Origin of the sequence: Solibacillus ferritrahens, assembly GCF_037027585.1 — a bacterium.
Taxonomy (GTDB): domain Bacteria; phylum Bacillota; class Bacilli; order Bacillales_A; family Planococcaceae; genus Solibacillus; species Solibacillus ferritrahens.
Window position 1 is genome coordinate 281,270 of record NZ_JAXCLE010000001.1, and the last position, 22,451, is coordinate 303,720.

At 40.8% G+C, this 22,451-nt stretch carries 20 protein-coding genes; 3 read left to right on the top strand and 17 right to left on the bottom strand.

Translation table 11 applies throughout. The features are described from left to right. The first annotated feature begins 156 nt into the window (after positions 1-156). A complete protein-coding gene (locus SNE38_RS01465) occupies positions 157-918 on the top strand; it encodes an IclR family transcriptional regulator (RefSeq protein ID WP_336045741.1) in 762 nt (253 codons plus the stop codon). A gap of 85 nt (positions 919-1,003) precedes the next feature. Here the strand turns inward: SNE38_RS01465 and eno are convergent, their stop codons facing one another. From eno to SNE38_RS01510, 9 genes are all read right to left on the bottom strand, one after another. Further along, a complete protein-coding gene (gene eno / locus SNE38_RS01470) occupies positions 1,004-2,296 on the bottom strand; it encodes a phosphopyruvate hydratase (protein WP_191704361.1) in 1,293 nt (430 codons plus the stop codon). A gap of 75 nt (positions 2,297-2,371) precedes the next feature. Next, positions 2,372-3,913 (bottom strand): 2,3-bisphosphoglycerate-independent phosphoglycerate mutase, encoded by a 1,542-nt coding sequence (gene gpmI / locus SNE38_RS01475; RefSeq protein ID WP_336045742.1) that lies wholly within the window; start codon positions 3,911-3,913, stop codon positions 2,372-2,374. Further along, a complete protein-coding gene (tpiA, locus tag SNE38_RS01480; RefSeq protein ID WP_191704363.1) occupies positions 3,906-4,667 on the bottom strand; it encodes a triose-phosphate isomerase in 762 nt (253 codons plus the stop codon). Before tpiA ends, gpmI begins: the two co-directional genes overlap by 8 nt. Before the next feature lie 243 nt (positions 4,668-4,910). Then, on the bottom strand, positions 4,911-6,095 hold the full coding sequence (locus tag SNE38_RS01485; protein WP_336045743.1) for a phosphoglycerate kinase: 1,185 nt from the start codon (positions 6,093-6,095) through the stop codon (positions 4,911-4,913). Between the two features lie 370 nt (positions 6,096-6,465). Continuing rightward, positions 6,466-7,479 carry a type I glyceraldehyde-3-phosphate dehydrogenase gene (gap, locus tag SNE38_RS01490; RefSeq protein ID WP_336045744.1) on the bottom strand — a complete coding sequence of 338 codons (1,014 nt, stop codon included), beginning with the start codon at positions 7,477-7,479 and terminating at the stop codon, positions 6,466-6,468. Positions 7,480-7,545: 66 nt separating this feature from the next. Then, a complete protein-coding gene (locus tag SNE38_RS01495; protein ID WP_336045745.1) occupies positions 7,546-8,574 on the bottom strand; it encodes a sugar-binding transcriptional regulator in 1,029 nt (342 codons plus the stop codon). Between the two features lie 169 nt (positions 8,575-8,743). Continuing rightward, positions 8,744-8,977 (bottom strand): glutaredoxin family protein, encoded by a 234-nt coding sequence (locus tag SNE38_RS01500; RefSeq protein WP_191704366.1) that lies wholly within the window; start codon positions 8,975-8,977, stop codon positions 8,744-8,746. A 308-nt stretch (positions 8,978-9,285) separates the two neighbouring features. Continuing rightward, positions 9,286-10,065 (bottom strand): TPM domain-containing protein, encoded by a 780-nt coding sequence (locus SNE38_RS01505; protein WP_336045746.1) that lies wholly within the window; start codon positions 10,063-10,065, stop codon positions 9,286-9,288. Between the two features lie 47 nt (positions 10,066-10,112). Beyond that, positions 10,113-10,700 carry a LemA family protein gene (locus tag SNE38_RS01510; RefSeq protein ID WP_336045747.1) on the bottom strand — a complete coding sequence of 196 codons (588 nt, stop codon included), beginning with the start codon at positions 10,698-10,700 and terminating at the stop codon, positions 10,113-10,115. Between the two features lie 92 nt (positions 10,701-10,792). Here SNE38_RS01510 and SNE38_RS01515 point away from each other — a divergent pair, with 92 nt between their 5' ends. Together SNE38_RS01515 and SNE38_RS01520 are read left to right on the top strand one after the other, a co-directional pair. Further along, entirely contained in the window at positions 10,793-11,404 is a 612-nt protein-coding gene (locus SNE38_RS01515; RefSeq protein WP_191704369.1) for a spore coat protein, read from the top strand. 184 nt (positions 11,405-11,588) lie between these two features. Further along, positions 11,589-11,765, top strand: coding sequence for a hypothetical protein (locus SNE38_RS01520; protein WP_008406370.1), 177 nt, complete (start codon positions 11,589-11,591; stop codon positions 11,763-11,765). 131 nt (positions 11,766-11,896) lie between these two features. Here SNE38_RS01520 and SNE38_RS01525 read toward each other — a convergent pair whose 3' ends face one another. The 8 genes from SNE38_RS01525 to SNE38_RS01560 all read right to left on the bottom strand — a co-directional run bounded on the left by SNE38_RS01525 (position 11,897) and on the right by SNE38_RS01560 (position 22,322). Continuing rightward, positions 11,897-12,334: a nucleotide-binding protein gene (locus tag SNE38_RS01525; protein ID WP_336045748.1), complete on the bottom strand. Its 438-nt coding sequence runs from the start codon at positions 12,332-12,334 to the stop codon at positions 11,897-11,899. Between the two features lie 442 nt (positions 12,335-12,776). Next, the gene (locus SNE38_RS01530; RefSeq protein ID WP_191704371.1) at positions 12,777-12,989 is read right to left on the bottom strand and encodes a hypothetical protein; all 213 of its coding nucleotides are present in this window, start codon (positions 12,987-12,989) and stop codon (positions 12,777-12,779) included. Between the two features lie 19 nt (positions 12,990-13,008). After that, entirely contained in the window at positions 13,009-14,490 is a 1,482-nt protein-coding gene (locus SNE38_RS01535) for an NCS1 family transporter (protein WP_336045749.1), read from the bottom strand. Positions 14,491-14,607: 117 nt separating this feature from the next. Continuing rightward, positions 14,608-15,891, bottom strand: coding sequence for an NAD-dependent dihydropyrimidine dehydrogenase subunit PreA (gene preA / locus SNE38_RS01540; RefSeq protein ID WP_336045750.1), 1,284 nt, complete (start codon positions 15,889-15,891; stop codon positions 14,608-14,610). Between the two features lie 11 nt (positions 15,892-15,902). Beyond that, positions 15,903-17,240 (bottom strand): NAD(P)-dependent oxidoreductase, encoded by a 1,338-nt coding sequence (locus tag SNE38_RS01545; RefSeq protein ID WP_336045751.1) that lies wholly within the window; start codon positions 17,238-17,240, stop codon positions 15,903-15,905. Positions 17,241-17,348: 108 nt separating this feature from the next. Continuing rightward, positions 17,349-18,746: a dihydropyrimidinase gene (hydA, locus tag SNE38_RS01550; protein WP_336045752.1), complete on the bottom strand. Its 1,398-nt coding sequence runs from the start codon at positions 18,744-18,746 to the stop codon at positions 17,349-17,351. A gap of 687 nt (positions 18,747-19,433) precedes the next feature. Continuing rightward, the gene (locus SNE38_RS01555; RefSeq protein ID WP_336045753.1) at positions 19,434-20,951 is read right to left on the bottom strand and encodes a CoA-acylating methylmalonate-semialdehyde dehydrogenase; all 1,518 of its coding nucleotides are present in this window, start codon (positions 20,949-20,951) and stop codon (positions 19,434-19,436) included. 15 nt (positions 20,952-20,966) lie between these two features. Beyond that, the gene (locus tag SNE38_RS01560; RefSeq protein WP_336045754.1) at positions 20,967-22,322 is read right to left on the bottom strand and encodes an aspartate aminotransferase family protein; all 1,356 of its coding nucleotides are present in this window, start codon (positions 22,320-22,322) and stop codon (positions 20,967-20,969) included. Positions 22,323-22,451 lie beyond the last annotated feature (129 nt).

Here is a 22,451-nt window from a genome sequence, read left to right on the forward strand (position 1 = left end):
ATATCTTAATTATATTATTATTTTTAGAATTTTCAAGATAAATTTTTTATTCTGAATATTATTTGCGAAATTAATGGATTAATATAAAGTTTACAAAGGAAAACAATTTCGAATATGATATTAGTTATATGTAATTTATAGAAAGGTGGATTATCATTGGCTACTGTACAATCAATTGAACGCGCTTTTATTATTTTAGAGCACTTGTCTGGACACCCCCATGGTATGCAAATCACTAAATTAGCCAAGGAGACAGGGCTTTCTAAAAGTACTGTTCATCGCTTACTTTCAACTTTGATTGAACTTAAGTATGTTAAACAAGACATGGATACAGAGCGCTATACAATTGGATATCGAGCTTTGTATTTATCACGAAATTTACTAAACACGTCAAGTTTAATTACCACTGCTAAACCATATTTCCAAAAGCTAGTAGCAGATATTAACGAAACCATCCATTTATGTGTGGAAGAACATGAGGAAGTAGTTTACATCGATAAAATTGAAAGCAACCAAACAATACATATGTCATCAAGAATCGGTAGCCGTGCACCGTTATATTGTACAGGGGTTGGTAAAATGATTTTATCTGGTAAAACAGATGAGGAAGTTCACGATATTACAAGTAGAATTGAATTTATCAAAAAAACGCCAAATACAATAGTAACACCCAGCGAATTTATTGATGAAATATTTCAGATCCGACGACAAGGCTATTCATTAGATAATATTGAGAACGAAGAAGGAATTCGATGTATCGCAGTGCCAATTTATGATTTTTCGGGTCAAATCATAGCTAGTTTTAGTGTTTCCGGTCCTAGTAGTCGAATTAGTTTAGATTGGATTCAATCAGAATTAGCTGAAAAACTGATTCAAACAGCTAAAGAAATTTCCCTTCAATTAGGTTTTAGAAATTAAAACTACTTTTTTATAATTTTATTTTGCATTTTATAAAACAGAAAGAGCTCCCGAAAATGTCCGGGAGCTCTCTTTAAATTATTCATTATTTAATGTTATAGAAAGATTTTAATCCTTCAAAACGGCTAGTGTCGCCTAATTGGTCCTCGATGCGTAGTAATTGGTTGTACTTCGCAACACGGTCTGTACGAGACGGTGCACCTGTTTTGATTTGACCCGCATTAGTTGCTACAGCGATGTCAGCGATTGTGTTGTCTTCCGATTCGCCTGAACGGTGAGAAATTACTGCAGTGTAGCCAGCACGTTTCGCCATTTCAATTGCTTCGAACGTTTCAGTTAAAGTACCGATTTGGTTTACTTTAATTAGAATTGCATTGCCAACGCCCTCTTCAATACCACGAGATAATTTTGCAGTATTTGTTACGAATAGATCGTCACCTACTAATTGTACGCGATCACCGATACGCTCTGTTAATAGCTTGTGGCCAGCCCAGTCATTTTCGTCTAAACCGTCTTCAATTGAGATAATTGGGTATTTAGAAGTTAACTCTTCGTACCAAGCTACCATTTCTTCAGAAGTTTTTTCTACGCCTTCACCAGCTAAAACGTATTTGCCTGTTTCTTTGTTGTAAAGCTCAGAAGAAGCTACGTCTAATGCGATGCGGATATCATCGCCCATTTTGTAACCAGCTTTTTCTACCGCTTCAATAATAACAGTGATTGCTTCTTCGTTTGAGCTTAAGTTTGGCGCGAATCCACCTTCGTCACCTACTGCTGTGTTGTAACCTTTGCCTTTTAAAACTGCTTTTAAGTTATGGAAAACTTCAGTACCCATACGTAATGCTTCTTTAAATGATTTCGCACCTACTGGCATTACCATGAATTCCTGAATGTCTACATTGTTGTCTGCATGTTCACCACCGTTGATGATGTTCATCATTGGTAATGGAAGTTGCTTCGAGTTGAAGCCACCTAAATATTGATATAAAGGAATATCTAAGTAGTCAGCAGCTGCATGTGCTACAGCCATAGAAACACCTAAAATTGCGTTTGCACCTAATTTACCTTTGTTGTCTGTTCCGTCAAGTTCGATTAACGCTTGGTCGATTACAACTTGGTCCAATACAGAATATTGACCTTCTAATTCTTCAGCGATAATTGTGTTTACGTTTTCTACCGCTTTTTCAACACCTTTACCTAAGTAGCGGCCTTTATCTCCGTCACGTAATTCCACTGCTTCATATTCACCCGTTGATGCACCAGATGGCACGATAGCACGGCCAAATGCACCAGATTCTGTGAATACTTCTACCTCTACTGTTGGGTTACCGCGAGAGTCTAATACTTCACGAGCGTATACTTGAGTAATGAATGGCATAATTAAAAATCTCCTCTGTCAATAAAATTTATTAGGTGCTTGCACAATGACAAGCGATATAATTAACCGCACGAATTACTTTTCGCTTGGCATAACTAACGATTTCCCTGTCATCTCGGCAGGTTGGTCAATCTCAAGCAAATCAAGCATAGTAGGTGCCAGATCCGCTAAAATTCCATCTTCATAAAGCATCACACCAGGCTTTGTCACAATGACCGGCACTGGATTTGTCGTATGTGCTGTCATCGGCTGATTATCCAATGTTACAACTTCATCCGAGTTACCATGGTCTGCAGTAATAATTGCATGGCCACCTTTTGCTACAATTGCATCGACGATTTTTCCTAAGCACTCATCGACCGCTTCAATCGCTTTAATCGTTGGCTCCAGCATGCCTGAATGCCCTACCATATCCGGATTAGCAAAGTTTAAAATAATAGCATCGAATTTATCTTCTGCAATAGCATTTAATAAAGAATCCGTTACTTCATAAGCACTCATTTCAGGCTTCAAATCGTATGTCGCTACTTTCGGAGAAGCGATTAAAATACGCTCTTCCCCTACAAAGGTAACTTCACGACCTCCACTCATAAAGAACGTCACATGTGGGTATTTTTCCGTTTCAGCAATACGTAATTGTTTCTTGCCTGCTCTAGAAATGACCTCACCAAGTGTATTTACAAGGTTGTCATTATCATAGGCAACATCAGAAACCACATCATCACTATAATGTGTGAAAGAAACAAATTTTAAGTTTTTCGGATGTTTTTGTGATAACGGAATGCCATCACATTTTTCACTTGTAAAAACCTGCGACAATTGAATCGCACGGTCTGGACGGAAGTTAAAGAATATAACGGCATCATTCGTATCAATTGTAGCGACCGGCTTGCCCTCTTCTGTCACAACAAATGGCACAACAAATTCATCATGAATTTCGCGCTCATACGATGACTCTACACCAGCAGTAGCAGAAGAAGCTGTCTGTCCAACACCATCAACTAAAGCGTTATATGTCAAATTGACACGTTCCCAACGACGATCGCGGTCCATTGCATAGTAGCGACCATGAATCGAGGCAAACTTCCCAACACCAATCTCCGTCATCTGCTTTTCTGTTTCCATAATGTAGTCAAGCGCTGTCGTCGGTCCAACATCACGACCATCGAGGAAGCCGTGAACATACACTTGCTCCAGTCCATTTGCCTTTGCTAGTTTCAATAGGGCAAACAGATGCTCATAGTGACTGTGTACGCCACCATCTGAAAGCAGCCCCATTAAATGTAGCTTCGAGCCATGCGCCTTTGCATGTTCAACTGCAGCTAAAAATGCTTCATTTCTGAAAAAATCGCCTTCACGAATTGATTTATGAATACGTGTTAGATTTTGATAAACAATGCGCCCTGCACCGATGTTTAAATGTCCTACTTCAGAGTTCCCCATTTGGCCCTCAGGTAGACCTACAGCTTCCCCGCTCGCCGTTAATGTAGCGTGCGGGTAAACATTCCAGTAGCGGTCAAAATTCGGTTTATTTGCTTGTGCAACGGCATTTCCTTTTACTTCATCACGAAAAGCAAAACCGTCCAAAATAATTAATGCAACAGGTTGTTTAGGCATTTGCTGCCGCCTCCAATAATTTTAAAAATGATTCCGGCTGTAGGCTAGCACCGCCAACCAATGCGCCATCAATATGTTCTTGCGCTAATAGCTCTTCAATATTTTCAGGCTTTACGCTGCCGCCATACTGAATACGTACTTTTGCAGCTGTATCCTTGCCGTATAATGTTTCGATAGCTAAACGAATTGCGCAGCATACAACATTGGCATCTTGAGCAGTAGCAGTTTTACCTGTTCCGATTGCCCAGATTGGCTCATAGGCGATGACCATATGTTCAACCTCAATTGGTGCAAAACCTTCCAGCGCTTTTGTAATTTGACGTGCTACCTTTGCTTCTGTTTGTTCAGCTTCACGCTCTTCTAACGTTTCGCCACAGCAAACAATCGGTACAATTCCTTGATTAAGTGCTGCACGAATTTTTTTGTTAATCGCTTCATCCGTTTCGTTAAATAGTTCACGACGCTCCGAATGGCCCAAAATAACATAATCTACATTAATATTGGAAAGCATCATAGGACTGATTTCACCTGTAAATGCCCCTTCATTTTCGTAATGCATATTTTGTGCGCCAATTGCCAGACTCGAATCTTCTGATGCTACGACAAGCGTAGGTAAATATAGGGCGGGTGCACAAATGACTGCATCCACTTTATCAGGAGATGGAATCTCTTGCTGAATTGCCTCCACAAAGTCCACTGCCTCATCAAATGTTTTATACATTTTCCAGTTTCCTGCTATGATCGGTTTTCTCATTCAAAACCCTCCGTTTTTAATTATTTTGTTCATTAACACACGTTGTTTTCCGCTACGGCGGGCGCTTTCCCTAGGCACGAGGCCAACACGATGTTGGTCACAAAAGCGTTGCCACAGGACGTGGCGTTTTTATCTTTTGTTCCCTGCGCTCTCCCTTGTGCGGTTCCCGGTGGAGTCGCCGTCTTCGCTCCAAACAACTAATATTGTGTTGGCACAAATAATTTTAAAAATTAACTCTATAAATTATTTATCGTTCAATGCAACAATACCCGGTAATTCCTTACCTTCCATTAACTCTAATGATGCACCGCCGCCTGTTGAAATATGGTCCATTTTAGATGCTACTTCGAATTTTTCTACCGCTGCAGCTGAATCACCGCCACCGATAATTGTGTAGCCATCTGTTGTTGCCATTGCATCTGCAACTGTTTTTGTACCATTTGCGAATTTCTCCATTTCGAACACACCCATTGGTCCATTCCAAATGATTAATTTTGATTGTTTAATAACTTCTGCATAGTTTTCCGCTGTTTTTGGTCCGATATCTAGCCCCATCCAGTCAGAAGGAATTGCATCGATTGCTACTACCTTTGTGTCGGCATCTTTTGAAAACTCGTTTGCTACGACTGCATCGACTGGCATGTGCAGCTGAACGCCTTTTTCTTTTGCTTTTTCGATAAAGCCTTTTGCCAACTCAATTTTGTCTTCTTCCAGCAATGATTTACCAATATCATGACCCATCGCTTTTACGAACGTAAAGACTAAGCCGCCACCGATAATTAGGTGATCTACTTTATCTAACAGGTTTTCAATTACACCGATTTTATCTTTAACTTTTGCTCCACCAATAATTGCTGTGAATGGACGCTCCGGATTTGATAAAGCTTTTCCTAATACATCTAATTCTTTTTCCATCAGTAAGCCTGATACAGCTGGTACATGCTTCGCAATACCTTCTGTTGAAGCGTGTGCACGGTGAGCTGCACCAAATGCATCATTTACGTAAAGGTCTGCTAATTTTGCAAACTCTTTTGCCAATGTCTCGTCGTTTTTCTCTTCGCCTTTATGGAAGCGTACGTTTTCAAGAAGAATGATGTCGCCGTTTTGCATATTGTTTACCGCTGCTTCTACATCTGCACCAATTGATTCATCAAGCTTCGTAACAGGCTTGCCCATTAATTCAGAAAGACGTTCACCTACTGCTGTCAAACGCATATCTTCATTTACTTCACCTTTTGGACGGCCAAGGTGTGAAGCTAAAATAACTTTTGCGCCCTTCTCTACTAATTGCTCAATTGTTGGAATGGCTGCACGAATACGCGTTTCATCCGTAATTTTGCCCTCTTCCATTGGCACATTAAAATCAACACGTACAAATACGCGCTTCCCTTTTACATCTACATCATTCATTGACTTCTTTAAAAACATAAAGAAAATCCTCCTTTAAATTCGATCGTGAAATTATTGTGTGGATAGTATACTCGTTAGTTAAAATAGTATCAAACTTCAATAATGCTGTCTTGTGTCACCTCTGATTTCCCTCGTATTCGTTATTATTTATGACGAAGATGAATCATTACGCTTAAATCCCCAAACAATATGTATGTACCCTATTTTCTTATATCCAAAAAAAGAGCGGTCGGGTAATTCCCTGCCGCTCTTTTACCCTTATATATTATAAGGTCTACACCTTTTAAAGGCTATACTTTTTATGTCAAATTCTAATTAATATGTCACATATTTTCTTTGTTCCCCAAAAAGTATGTCACAATTAATTTACAATTCAAAATCTCCTGTTTTACGCTTTATCAATTCCTTGTTCAGCGATATATAACGCTAGATCCATTAGTCGAGTAGAATACCCGATTTCATTGTCATACCAAGCTACTACTTTTGCCATGCGGTTTTCCATAACCATTGTCGATAAGCCATCGATTGTTGATGATGCCGGATTACCGTTATAGTCAATCGATACTAGTGGCAATTCATTGTAGGCAAGAATTCCTTTTAATTGACCTTCTGAAGCCTCTTTTAATGCGGCATTGATTGAATCTGCTGTTACGTCTTTATCTAGCTCTACAACTAAATCCACACAAGAAACGTTCGGTGTAGGAACACGCATTGAGAAGCCGTCCAATTTACCCTTTAACTGTGGCAATACTTTTGATACTGCTACTGCCGCACCTGTAGTTGTCGGAATCATTGATACCGCGCCAGCACGTGCACGACGTGGATCCGAGTGCGGGAAGTCAAGGATACGTTGGTCATTTGTATACGAGTGAATTGTTGTCATCATACCGCGCTTAATACCGAATTGTTCATCCAATACTTTTGCAAGCGGTGCTAAACAGTTTGTCGTACAAGAAGCGTTTGAAATAACGTCCTCTGATGGGTCATAATCAGTATGATTTACGCCCATAACATAAGTTGGCATATCGCCTTTTGCTGGTGCTGAAAGAATCGCTTTTTTCGCACCGGCTTGAATATGCTTCTCTACTTCTTCCATTGAACGCCATCTACCCGTACATTCTAAAACAACATCCACACCAATTTCGCCCCATGGTAATTTTGCAGGATCTTTTTCTGAATACACTTGAATGCGTTTGCCGTTTACGATAAATGCATCATCTTCCGCCTGAACATCTGCATCGTATACACCATGTACTGAGTCATACTTCAATAAGTGTGCAAGCTGCCCGGCATCTGTTAAATCATTTACTGCAACAACTTCAAATTCCTCGTGCTTCATTGCTTCACGGAATACTAAACGTCCGATTCGACCAAATCCATTAATTGCTAATTGTAATACCATGTGAAATTCCTCCAATATATTTATTATTTAAACAGTATGTGTAATGGACATACTTTTAAAAACAACTTATTTTTCTAGAATTGTATTTGCGGTTTGCTCATCCGTAATTAAAATCGTCTGCTTTACTGCATTTTTGAAATAAGCCTGTATTGCAGCCGCCTTATTTCTGCCTGCCGCAATAGCAATGACATGTTGCGCCTTATTTACATGCTCAAGCTGAATACCAATTGTACGTAAATGATGAACAATATCGCCATTTTTATTGAAATAATAGCCAAACGCTTCCGCAACGGCTCCTTTTTGTTCAAGCAGCTGCTGCTCTTCGTATGTGCTATTGCGACGAAGTGCCATTTCCTGAGCTGCTCCAATGCCATGAACGACAATATTTACCTGCTCATACAGTTCAATCATCTCTTTAATAATCGGCTCATCCTTCATCGCTTCATAAGCCTGCTCACTTAAATGCTCTGGTAAAAACAAAGTACGATATTTTGCTCCACACCTTTTGGCAAACTTGGAGACAACTGTATTTGCTTGGAATGACATCTCATCACCCATACCGCCTCGAGCTGCTATAAAATTCGCATCACCCAAAACCGTATTTGCTGTTAAATACTCTTTCATCGCAGCAACACTACTTCCGCCAGTCACAGCAATCTGATCTTTGCCGTTAGCTACCTGCAGTAACGTCTGTGCCGCTTCTTTACCGAGCTGTTGCTTTACAGTCATATCCTGTTCCGCATCACCCGTCACAATAATAACGCGTGCAATCCCGAACATCTCTGTAAGCTGCTGTTCCATTGCCACAATACCGGACAGCTCCCGATGTAATTCGTAAAGCTGTTCTAATACTTCATACCCTTTTGGCGTACAAATCATGCCCTTTTTCTGAATCGAAATCAATTGCTGCTCACTAAGGACAGTTGTTTCATTCCGAATATCACGCTCTGTCATCTGAAGCTGCTCTACTAAAGCACGCCTGCCAATCGGTCCGAATGTCGATATTGCCTGTAATACACGAAACCTCTTTTGAAAGAGAGAATCGATTTCAGGCATTAGTTTACGCTCTGCTGCAAAAAACGAAACATCAGTCAAAAAACCACCTACTCGACTATATTGGACAGATTTTGTCCCACGTATTATTTTTCAGTCCCACTTAAGGCAAAAAAAATAATTCCTGCCTTTATTATAAAATGTATAATAATGTTTTGCAACTTATATAGTTGTCGGAATTATGACTTTCATCAAAAGTAAGGCACTCGCATCAATCTCCGAGCGCCTCATATAATGTTGCATAATCAAGTTGTCCATATTGAATAACTTTCCCATCCCGCTCAACGACAGGGATCATCAGCATATATTTTTCATGTACTTCATCATCTTTTTCAATATTATAGTGCTCGATTGTAAAGTCGATATCTTCCTGGACAATTTTTAATGTATGGAGCCCTTCCACGCAAAGTTCACAGTCCGGTTTAGAATAAAATTTAATAATCATGCTGTTTCCTCCCTTTTTTAGTATTATAGCCGGGGAAAATGGAAATGGGGGAGTCTTTTATTAGAAAATCTTTGCAACATATTAGCACTTCCAACTAACATATTAGCACTTTAATAACACTTATTAGCAAATGAACCCCACTTATTTGAACATCCGACACTTTTATTAGCAAATCAACATTTTATTAGAACAATCGCATCACATATTAGAACATCCCGGGCATATATTAGAAAACCGCCGCCGCACTCCATCTCAAAAAAAGCACCTTACCCCCTAAAGAGTAAGATGCCATAGACCACACTTAAATCCTAAAACTTCCTACCTGCTCCGCCGCCGAATGATCCGCCACCGCCGAAGCCACCAAATCCTCCGCCAGAAGAGCCGCCACCTCTACCGCCGAAACCGCCGCCAAATGCACCAGGGAATCCGCCGCTACGATATACACGTCGAGCAGTACGTCTACGTCCACCTGGGCCTCCGCCACCACCGAACTTCGTAATGAGGTAATATAGAATGATGATAAAAATAATAAAGCCAATGGAAAGACCGTCATCATCACTCGATGAAACAGGCTTCACTAAATCAGCACCCCCTGCTTCGCCACCCATTTCCTCGTAAAAAACAGAGAAAATATTCGCAAAAGCATTCGTATAATCCCCGTCCATTAAATAAGGCATCATATAATCATCAATCATACCGCCTAGCTTGCCGTCCGGGTAATCGCCCTCTAATCCGCCGCCGACCGTAATCCATACATCATTTTCTCCTGGACCTTGCTCAGTTGTAGCAAAAATCAGCATCCCGTTATTCTCGTTCGCACCACCGATTCCCCATTGCCGAATCGTTTCTGTTCCGAATTCATACGCATCCAGACCACCGATCGTATCAATGGTCATCATTACAATTACATTTCCTGTTGAACCTTCCAATGCTTTTGCCGACTGGATCAGCTGTTGTTCCACATCATCGGATAAAACATTCGCATAATCATAAACGTAAGAATTATAAGCTGGCTTCTCCGGTATAGCGGCCATCGCCTGAAGCGGAAAAGCCAGAAATAATATGAAAAGCGAGACAATCCATCTCATACGCAACCCCCTTTTTAGAAATTTCGAACCTTGCTTATAAAATTCTATTAATCAAAATCGACAGCCGGTGCTTCTTCCACACCTTCTTTAATTTCAAAGTAATCTTTTTGCTCAAAGCTGAACATGCCCGCGATCAGGTTTCCTGGGAATCGACGCACAGTATTATTAAACTGCTGCACCGTGTCATTATAATCCTTTCGCGCTACCGCTAAACGATTTTCCGTTCCAGCCAGCTCATCCATTAAACGTGTAAACTGCACATCCGATTTTAAAGTCGGATAATTTTCAATCACTACTAATAATCGGGATAATGCAGAAGATAAATCATTGTTTGCTTCCGCTGCCTCTCCAACTGTATTTGCATTGCCATATTGTGTACGGGCATTTGCAATTTGTGTAAATATCTCTTCCTCTTGCTTCGCATAACCTTTTACGGTATTCACTAAATTCGGTACTAAATCAAATCGACGCTGCAACTGGTTTTCCACTTGCGCCCATGCTGCATCCACCGTTTCTTCACCGGTCACTAAGCTATTGTATTTCGGTACGACAATCATTGCCGCAATGACAATGACAGCGATAATGGCAATGATCGTAATTAAACCGGCACTACCTCTTTCATTTTTTGAATACACTTACCTCATCCCCTCTTTTAAAAAAATGCGTATAAAAATTTTGTTCAATTCCACAATAAGAGCGTACGAAATCTTAATATGGAGGTTACTGAATGTTTACCCAATCATCCCAATCACAAGATAACCAAATGCCCTTCTCTATGAATCATGGTGCCCATGAATTACTGGATGTTCACGAAGTACTAAGCGCTATGATCGGCGGATTGAATCAATACGTTTTATTGCGTGACCAAATTCAAGATCCAGAGCTACTTTCTATTATGGATCGACAATACCCATTTATGCTAGACGAGTACAACATTACAATGGAAGCCTACAAAACAGGCCACGATCCAAAGCACCCAACACGCAGCTACAACATGCAGACAAATAATGATACAAATTATGGTATCAAACCAGGCGAGCCAAAAAAACCAATTACTTCTGCTAACGAAATTAATGACGCGATCATCTCAGGCTTTATGCTGAGCTGTCATAAAGCAGGCGCAGCAGGGAAAACGGCTGCAGCTTTAGAGTGTACAAACCCAGTAGTACGTCGTGTGCTACAGGACTCAGTACCAAACTGTATCGAAATGGCCTACGAATTATCTTTGTATCAAAACAAAAAAGGGTATTATCAAGTACCACAACTTTCGCAGCAGGATATGAATACGATGCTCAATATGTATGGCCAAGCAGAGCAAGCTAAAAATATGCCTAACTAATCCCTAACAAAGTATACGGATTAATTCTTCCAATAATTATTGGCTTTGAATTAATAATAATACATTTAAATTGTGGATTTCCAATATTTACTTGCACAAAGTAAAGAATATACTTCCGTGAACGAGCAAACACTAATATTGGTGTTGTGATCACCTAACCTACTACGATGAAGGAGGCGCTTTTATGAAAAATATTCGTGAAGGTTTAATTCCGACTGTACTTGGATCAGCTGTAACTGCAACAGGGTATGCGATGAAACAAAAAATCGGTACGAACAAGATGCTTGCCAATACCATTTTCGGTTTCGGTCTAGCCCATATTGTATTGGGTGCAATTGACCTTGTAGAACATCGTAAGTAGAAAGAGCAGGAATAACTGCTTTTAACGAAGAAGCTGGCTCAAAGGATAACCTTATTCTTTGTAGCCAGCTTTTTCTTTATATAAATAAAATACCCGACTTTCTATGCACTTAGAAAGTCGGGCAAGTTTTATCAGATCATTTTGTAGCCGCACTCCTCACAGAAATTTTTAGACTCATCGTAAAACTCGTTACAATTAGCACAGATAAACGTTTGCGTGACCTCAATAATATCTGTAGATTCCCCAATCAACTCCTCTTCAACACCCGCTGCCTTACTACGATCATTTAATTCTTCAATTTCCTGTTCCAACAGTGCAACAGCCTTTTCCTTCGCTTCAATTTGCATAAGCTGATAATTCACCATACTCACTGAAAATAAACTATTTCGATTCAAATTAACGATTTCTCCGATTTCCTGTTTAAGCACCTTTATTTCTTCTTCAATAACTCCAATTTGCTTTCGCAGTTTAGAACGGTCGACAGCAAAAGACGTTTTATTGCTAAGTGTCGTGACTTTCTCATTCACTTTTTCCTTCCACTTTTTAAAAGTCCCTTTCTTTTCTCCCATAAAAGCCCTCCACTTCATTGAAAAATTTTCTTGAAATCAACTAGTGCATCCACTGTTTTTTTAAAATATGTATAAACATGTCGAAATATGCTTTTAGCAAATAAGGGGAAATTTTTCCGTTATTTAAAGGAAACGCAAATATCTAGCGTAAATAACGGTAAAAACTTCCGTTATTATGAAAAAATCCTTCTATTTCAGCCTTAAACGAGTAAATAAAGGGAATTCCTTCCGCTATTTTGACCGTTTTTTAATGAAATCCCTAAATAAGGGAAATTTCTCCCGCTATTTCTATCCAAACCGCCGCCCTGCTCTTCCAGAGGCGCATCTCATTTGCAAATAAGGGGAAGTTTTTCCGATATTTTTATCCAAACTCCTCTCCCCGTACCTCCAGAATATAAAAAAAGCGCATCTCATTTAAGAAATGCGCCAAGCAATCACCTATTCAACTATTGATTTGTTCGTATAATTTACTTGAAAAATATTTCCGCGCATCCGCCATTTTAATATGCAGCATACGTTCTTCGTTGCTATCTTCATTAATAAAAGTAACGAAGGCACCTTCTAAATTTTCGTGTATGCTTTTAAAAATAAAATTATCGGCAAGTAATTCATCAATCTGCAAAATTTCTTTTGCCACAAATTCGAATTCTGACATCGTCGCACCCCATTTACGTTTAATCTGTAGAAGCTGTTTGTTGAACACCAATCGGTTCTGGCGTCACATCAATTTCCCAGCTGCGTCCTGCTGTAATGCCTAAATACTCCTCATCACTTGGATTCGTAATTTCAGCTTGCGGATACTTTTTGAACCACCAGAATTTCGCCAGCACATAATAGATTGCCGCCCCTACAAAGAAGCCGATTAGTGAAGAAAACGATGGCCAAATATTTGCGATTAATCCACCAAGTACCCAAGCGATAATTCCCGCTACATTGACACCTTTTAAATAACGATATTGTCCGTCTATCTCGTATAGATCCTTTACATTTACTCGTCGCTTACGAAGCAAATAGTAATCAGCAAACAAAATACCGACAATAGAGGATAGAATTCCACCAACAACTAGTAAAACGCTATTTAAAATATCAAACAAGCTCCACGGTTGAACAATCGTCCCTACAATACCGGCAATGACTACACCTACCCAGAACGGTACTTTCGGGCCGCCGATATTCGAGAAAATCGTCGCAGCCGGAATAACGTTCGCGGAAGTATTTGTCGACCATTGAGCGAGTACGATCATCGATAATAACATAACAAGGACAATACCTCCTGCTGCTTGCTGAAGTGCGTTAACCGGGTCACCTGAACCAGTAGCCATATAACATACCGCGCCAATAACAATCATCAGCGTATTAAAAATAGGCTGAACAACGAGTGAACCTAATAACTGTGTTTTATTTCGTTTGAACCAGTTACGTTCATTTTTCGGTGCTTTAAAGTGACGTGAAAGTGTAGGCATATCTGCAGCAAGTGTAGCCCAGAAGCCCATAATTGCCATAGCGACAATCATAAATGCCGTAAACTGTTCAAAGCCTGTTTGTGGCGCTTCCACCCACGACCATACCGCTTTTCCTTGTTCCTTTGCTTCAGCCGATAGCTGCAAGTACATCCAAATCGAAATAAAGATGATGATTGGTGCAGCAAAATCAGCGAAACGCTCAATTGATTTAATCCCTAACGATACGTTGAATAACTGCAATGTCGCAAAGACAATAAAACACACAAACCAATTATCGAAGCCTATCATAATATTTAAAATTCCATTGATTGCAAGGGCTCCGAAGTACGTATTAATACCAAACCAACAAGATGCCGTAAATGCACGTGCAAATGAAGGAAGATGTGTTCCAATCGTTCCGAACGGTGCACGCATATACACAGGAAATGATAATCCGTGTTCTACACCGATATCACCAATAACGACCATAAAAATACCAATTAAAATCGATCCTACCAATGTCGCAAGGATAAGCATCGGCATACTTAAATTAATAATTCCGCCAGCACCTATCGCAAATGCGGCCAGTACAATAGCCATCCCTACCCAGATAACGCCAAAGCCGAGCACTCCAATACTGCGATTCTCATGTGAGACAGGAAGTAAATCAGGTGATTTTAAATAATTATTATTCGAGCTTTTTGGATTGGACATCGCTACACCTCTCATTATTCAATTTTTGGGCCCACAGGACGTGGTCAGGCAGCCGTTGTCGCACGATGCGACGCTGTTAGGCTGACATACATTCCTTTAAAAATATTTACCAGGGGACTACCTTGCAATACTTGAACTATTTGCTGCAAACCCCGAAATTAATGACTGTCTTTCGTTCCATGTCATTGGCGGCTGTGTATGCACTAATTCCTTCATCGTAATGGCACCTTCTGCCGGACATACGATTGAACATAAGTTACAGCCTACACAGTCTTCCTCACGAACTTTCAGCATCGGACGACCGTCTTCCGTATACAGATCGATACATTGATGAGACGTATCTTCGCAGGCAATATGGCACTTATTACAGTTAATACAAACATCATTGTTGATTTCTGCAACAACTTTATAATTTAAGTCCAGATCTCCCCAATCCGAGTATTTAGGAACTGTTTTTCCAACTAGATCCATAACAGACGCCAAGCCTTTGTCATCTAAATAGTTACTTAAGCCATCAATCATATCCTCTACAATGCTGAAGCCGTGGTGCATAGCTGCCGTACACACTTGCACACTTGTAGAACCCATCAGTATAAACTCAGCAGCATCCTGCCAGTTCGAAATTCCGCCAATGCCTGAAATTGGTACATTGATATAAGGATTTCTTGCACACTCGCCAACCATGTTGAGCGCAATCGGCTTAACGGCAGGGCCACAATAGCCTCCGTGGGCTCCTTTGTTACCAACGTGTGGGATTGTATTCCAAGAGTTTAAATCCACTCCTGCCAAACTATTGATTGTATTAATCATACTAATCGCATCAGCACCACCACGTATTGCTGCTTCCGCTGTTACCGTGATATCTGTAATATTAGGCGTCAGCTTAACAATGACAGGTACTTGAGCAAATTCTTTTGCCCAATACGTCTGTTTTTCCACCAGTTCCGGTACTTGGCCTGATGCGGCACCCATACCACGTTCTGCCATCCCATGTGGACATCCAAAGTTCAATTCGAAGCCATCGACCCCGACATCCTGTACTTTTTTTACAATTTCATGCCACTTTTCAGCTTTAGGCTCTACCATGATCGAGGCAATGATTGCATGATTTGGGAATCGTTTTTTCGTCTCATAGATTTCCTTAAGGTTCACTTCCAGCGGTCGGTCCGTGATTAACTCAATATTGTTAAATCCAGCAACCTTTTGACCATTAAAACTTACAGCTGCAAAACGGGAAGAAACGTTTAAAATAGGGTCCCCCAACGTTTTCCATACAGCGCCACCCCAGCCTGCTTCAAAAGCACGCTGAACTTGATAACCCGAGTTTGTCGGTGGTGCAGATGCCAGCCAAAATGGATTCGGTGACTTTATACCAGCAAAATTTATACTTAAATCAGCCATGTGAATACCCCCTATGCGATTTCTGAATTTGCATTTAGTTCATAATGAATTGCATATGCCGAATCTTTTCCTTGCTGCGCCGCGGATACAACTGTCGCTTCACCGTACCCATTGCCGTAGATTACATCGCCGCAAGCGTAGATTTTCGGATTCGATGTCTTTAAGCTGTTCATCTCTACATCAATGACGCCACGAGTATTCGCCAACCCTAGATGCTCAATTAGCTCATACTGTTTTGCTTGACCAATCGCCCGAATGACAGCATCCGTTTCAATTACAAATTCAGACCCTGGAATCTCAGTTAGCGTACCTTTTCCACCTTCGATTTCCGTAAGCTTCATTTTGATGCATTCCATACCGATTACTTTGCCGTTGTCGTCACCTATAATGCGCTTCGGTAATGTTAACCATCTAAATTCAACACCGTCTTGTTTAGCAAAATCATATTCAAAATCATAAGCCGTCATTTCTTTTGATGTACGGCGGTAAACGATTTGAACTTGCTCTGCACCCAATCTAACTGAACACGTCGCCGCATCAATCGCTGTATTACCAGCACCAATCACGACTGCTTTTTTGCCTAGCATTTTATCTGTAAACGAAGCTTTCGACTCTTTCACAAAATCGATTGCATCATATACGCCTTCCAAGTGTTCACCCTCAATATTCAGCATCGGTACTTTCCCCATGCCAACCGCTACAATAATGCGGTCAAAATTTGCAAGGAGTTCATCAACTAATACATCCTCACCGATTTTAGTGCTCGTTTTAATTTCAACACCAAGGTTTTGTACTTGCTGCACTTCCCACTCCACAACGTCCTGCGGCAGTCGGAATGAAACGATGCCGTAATAATTTAAGCCCCCTGCTTTTTCATCCGCTTCGTAAATTGTCACGCCATATCCTAATAACGCCAATTCACGTGCAGCAGATAATCCAGCTGGTCCACTTCCGATAATCGCGATTTTCTTACCGTTTGCAGGTTTTGGCGTAAACAGATTCACATCGGATTCACGAAGCCAATCCGTTGCATAGCGCTGCAGGTGACCAATTTGTATCGGCTTTTCCTCACTGTTCAACACACAAGCTCCCTCACAAAGCTCGATTGTCGGACAGACACGTGCACAGCTTGCTCCTACTGGATTCGCCTCCATAATGACACGAGCAGAGCCCTTCATATTATTCGAAGCAATTTTCTTTATAAAGCTTGGAATATTAATGCTTGTCGGGCACGCTTTAACACAGGGTGGATCGTAGCAATACAAACATCGATTTGCTTCCACGGTTGCTGCGTATGTTGTTAAACCATCAAATATTTCTTCAAAGTTTTTCGCTAAACTATTGCTCATTTCATAACAACCCTCTCCAGTTTGATTTGTTATTACTTTTTAAAGACAGTTTTTTGAGTGAACTCAAAAAAATCTGGACACAATTACACTGAGGCGTAATTGATTATGCTATGAAGTTACTTTAGTGGAGCTCTTCACTTCGCGGCGAATATACTGACCACTTCCAAGCTTGCCGACGAACTTTTTATCTTGAATAACATAGTCGCCGCGCACCAACACACTTGTTGGCTCACCCGTAATTTCCAGCCCTTCAAATGCGTTGTAGTCAACATTCATATGGTGCGTTTCTGCCGAGATTGTCCGTTTTGCTGTTGGATCGAATAATACGATATCGGCATCCGAACCGACCGCAATTGTTCCTTTTTTAGGGAACAGTCCGAAAATCTTCGCAGATTGCGTAGAAATCATGTCAACAAACTCATTTTCCGTAATACGACCTTTTGCTACGCCTTCCGAATAAAGTACAGAGAAGCGATCTTCAATAAATGGTCCACCGTTCGGAATTTTCGAGAAGTCATCCTTCCCTAATGTTTTCTTGCCATTAAAGCTAAACGAGCATTGATCAGAACCAATCGTTTGAAGCTGCTTGGCCTTCAGTGCATTCCACAATACTTCCTGATGCTCTACAGGACGCAGTGGCGGTGACCATACATATTTCGCCCCTTCAAAATTCGGCTTTTCCAATGCTGTTTGGTCCAACACTAAATATGGCGGACAAGTTTCACCTAAAACGTTGTAGCCTTTATTACGGGCAGAAATGATTTCATCGACCGCTTCTTTACACGTTACATGCACGACATAAAGCTGTGCACCTGCCAAATTCGCCAGCTCAATCGCACGCTTAGTCGCTTCACCTTCAACTTCCGGCGGACGAGTCAATGCATGATAAATCGGCTCCGTCTGCCCATTTGCCTTCGCCTCTTCCACCAGCTCATCAATTACAGAGCCATTCTCACAATGCACCATAACAGTTGCACCTAATTGCTTCCCGACTTTAAACGCCTGGAATAACGTACGATCCGTCGCTTGGAATTCCTTTGCATATGCCAAAAACACTTTAATTGAGCTAATCCCGCCCCGTTCTAGTGCTTCGGGTAGTTCTTTTAAGCGCTGTTCATTTAAATCACCAATCATTAAGTGGAATCCATAGTCGATCACGGCCTTGTCCTTTGCCTTGCCATGCCAAGTATCAATCGCATCCATTAATGTCGGAGAGCCTGCACTAATACAAAAATCAATAATTGTCGTCGTTCCACCAAAAGCTGCTGCAATGGTTCCTGATTGCCAATCATCATCTGTTACCGTATTGTTGAACGGCATATCCAAATGGGTATGAGGGTCAATACCGCCCGGAAATAATAGCTTTCCTGTAGCGTCAATAATTTCTGCATCCACGTCTTGGATACTCGCTGCAATCTGCTTGATAACGCCATCCTCAATCAGCACATCACCTTTATACGTATCTGCAGCCGTAACAATTGTTCCCCCAGTAATGATCTTTTTCATAGTAAACCCTCCTATTTTTCTAGTAATTTAGCTAAGTTCTAGAATGAACCGATGAAACCATGCCTTGCACTTTAATCTGAATTTTCAATAAATTTAAGACGCAATTACACTATTAAAAATACTATTTTAGATTTTTGATGCATATTTAACTTTTATAAAGCATATAATTAAATATATATATTATTATATGTTACTTTTTATAACATAATATCTAATTATTTTAAATAATTAAAATAAACTTTAAAAGGTCTATTTCTCCTTCATACACTTAACTTTACTCGATTCTCGATTAAAAATTAATATACAAAAGGTAATTTTTTCACAAACCATTTTAGACATAACGTAAAAACCTACACAAAAAACCCTTTTTCATGTTACATTTTATGACATAATAAGTGCTATTTCGATATTTCCACGAAGAATCTCAGCAAGGAAATTCTTAAAATGTTCTAATAAACTTTAAAAACTTCTAATATATTTTCAGTTGTTCTAATATATTTTTGATCTTCTAATAAAACCTCGGCATGTTCTAAAATAAGTGCAAATTGTTCTAAAATCACCTCTCAACCTTCTAATATTCCATCTGCATTTTCTAATATCCACCACAATTGTGCTAATAAAATATCAATTACATAAAAAACAGCCTGATCCCCCTTTTCCGGAATCAGGCTGTTTTTGCATATTATTTTAGTTATTACTCGGAAACGCAAATGTCGAGGCAGTCGTTTCTGTTGTTTCCGGCCAGCGCTCGGATATCGTTTTCGTCTTTGTAAAGAATCGCGCCTGATCAGGACCAAACATATGCCCTTCACCAAAACGTGACCCTTTAAAGCCGGCAAAGTTATGATAGCCTACCGGAATTGGAATCGGCACATTAACACCGACCATACCAACATCTATTTCCGTAGTAAATTTACGCGCTGCAGCACCATCATTCGTAAAGATCGTAACACCGTTTGCCAACTCCTGGTCGTTAATGAAATCAATCGCCTCCGAAAGCGAACCTACGCGCACAACATTTCGAGCCGGTCCGAAAACTTCCTGATCGCAAATATCCATCTCCTTAGTTACATTGTCCAATAGTGTTGGACCTACAAAGAAGCCTTCCGAGTCTTTCACAATATCCAATTCACGACCATCATTCACAACTGTTGCACCTTGCTGCTCAGCTAAATCAATCGCTTTTAAAATACTTTCTTTGGACTCTTTCGAAATTACCGGTCCAAAATCCGTCCCTTCCTCTGTGTAGCTGCCAACTTTCAACTTACTTATTTTGTCTTTTAAAATCGCTACTAATCTATCAGCTGTTTCTTCACCAACCGGCACAATAGTAGAAATTGCCATACAACGCTGAGAAGCCGCGCCGTATGCAGCACCAATAAACGCGTTCGCCACCTGCTCTAAATCTGCGTCTGGCATGACAACCATATTATTTTTCCCGCCACCTAGAGCCGTGACACGCTTACCATATTTAGCACCTGTTTCGTAAATATATTTAGCTACAGGAGTTGACCCAACAAAAGAAATTGCCTGTACAGTCGGGTTTTCTAAAAGCTCATTTACCGCTTCTTTACTCCCGTTCACTACTGTCCAAATGCCATCCGGTAAGCCTGCCTTTTTCCATAGCTCACTTACAAATAGCGAAGTCATCGGCACCTTTTCGGAAGCCTTTAAAATGACTGCATTCCCAACAGCAATCGCCATCGACGTTTGCGCCAGCGGTACCATGATCGGGAAGTTAAACGGTGAGATAGCAGCTACGACACCTAGCGGATACTTCGCCGAGTAGGCATTAATTTGACCGCCAACATTGACAGAATACTCCCCCTTCACAAGGTGAGGTGCCCCGATCGCCAAATCGACAGACTCCAATGCCCGCGTCACTTCCCCGCGCGCGTCTTCCAACGTTTTACCGCTTTCCGTACATATAATATCCAACAGCTGCTCCATATTTTCCGTAATTAAATAGCGGAAGCGCATTAAAACTTCAGCTCGCTTCGCAACAGATAAATCTCTCCACGCAGGAAAAGCCGCTTTTGCCGCTGCAATAGCTTCACGTGTTTCTTCAGCTGTTGCAATCGGTACTTCAGCAATCACCTCGCCGGTAGTTGGATTGTAGACTTTTGAATAGCTTCTGCTTTTTCCCTCGACTAATTCCCCATTTATAAAATGCGTTAATCTTTTTACCGAAACTGCTTCTGTCATTATGAATGTCCTCCTCTATTTAATGCTGTTTAATGCCTCTATCAATGTCGTTGCAATAAAGTCCTTTTCCTCTAACGTAATGGAAAGCGGTGGTGAAAGTGTTAATACATTATTGAAGTCCGCCACTGTCACACCATTTTTACCGATAATAACGCCCTTTTGCTTACAATAGCCAATAACCGCATTGACCTTATTGATATCTAGAGGCGCCTTCGTTTCTTTATCTTCCACAAGCTCAATACCGATCAATAAACCTTTTCCTCGAATATCCCCAACGTAAGGATGATCAATTAAATTTTCCGCTAAAGTTTCCTTGAGCGATTCTCCCAACATAGTAGATTGATCAAATAGATTTTCGCGCTCCATTATTTCAATATTTTTTAAAGCGACCGCACAAGCTACCGGTGAACCGCCGAATGTATTAACGTGACGTAAAAACTCGTAGTCCCCTTCAGCTACAAACTGCTCGTAAATTTCGCGACGGATGGCAGTAGCGGATAATGGCATATACGCACTTGTCAGCCCCTTTGCCATCGTGACGATATCCGGCTTAATTCCGTAGTTTTGGAAGCCAAATGCTTTCCCAGTTCTCCCAAATCCGCAAATAACCTCATCAATAATGAGTAACGCACCGTGCTTTTTACACACCTCCTGAACACCCTGCAAATAGGCCTCATTCGGGACGATCACCCCGCCACCAGTTATGATTGGCTCCATAATAACAGCGGCAATCGTTTCAGACATTTCCCACGTCATCACCTGGTCCAGGTTTTTCACACTTGGCAATGTCGTTGGATCTTCACCGTGCATTTCTTCCGGATTGCGGTATTGGTCAGGTGGTGCTACATGCAAAAATCCTGGAGCAAGTGGCTCATATTTATATTTACGCTGTGCCTGCCCTGTAGCCGCTAAAGCACCCATTGTATTCCCGTGGTACGCACGATAGCGGGAAACAATTTTATAGCGATTCGTTTCACCTTTTTGCTGATGATATTGTCGTACTACTTTAAATGCAACCTCATTTGCTTCTGAACCACTGTTGGAGTAGAAAACGACATATTCATCGCCAAGCAGCTCGCTAATTTTCTGGCTTAGTAAAATTGCCGGAGTATGCCCATATGTGAGCGGTGTATAGGAGTTTTTAAGCATTTGCTCATAGGCTACTTCTGCAATTTCCTTGCGCCCATAACCAATATTCGTACACCATAGCCCCGCCATCGCATCCAAATATTTATTGCCATCGATATCCGTCAGCCAAGCCCCTTCCGCTCTATCCACAATAAACGTTGCATCCGGGTTATAAGGTTTCATCGAATGCCATACATGCTTCTCGTCATTTGCCTTCCAGTTATACTCTACATATTGGCTCATGCATTTCCCTCCTAAATTTCAGAACTTACCTCTATTTTCGCTTATCGAACTTATTAGGGCACTATACATTGTGTAAAATGGTTTTTTGCATCCACTTCACATTAAGGTAATTAGTTGGTTCATCATTAG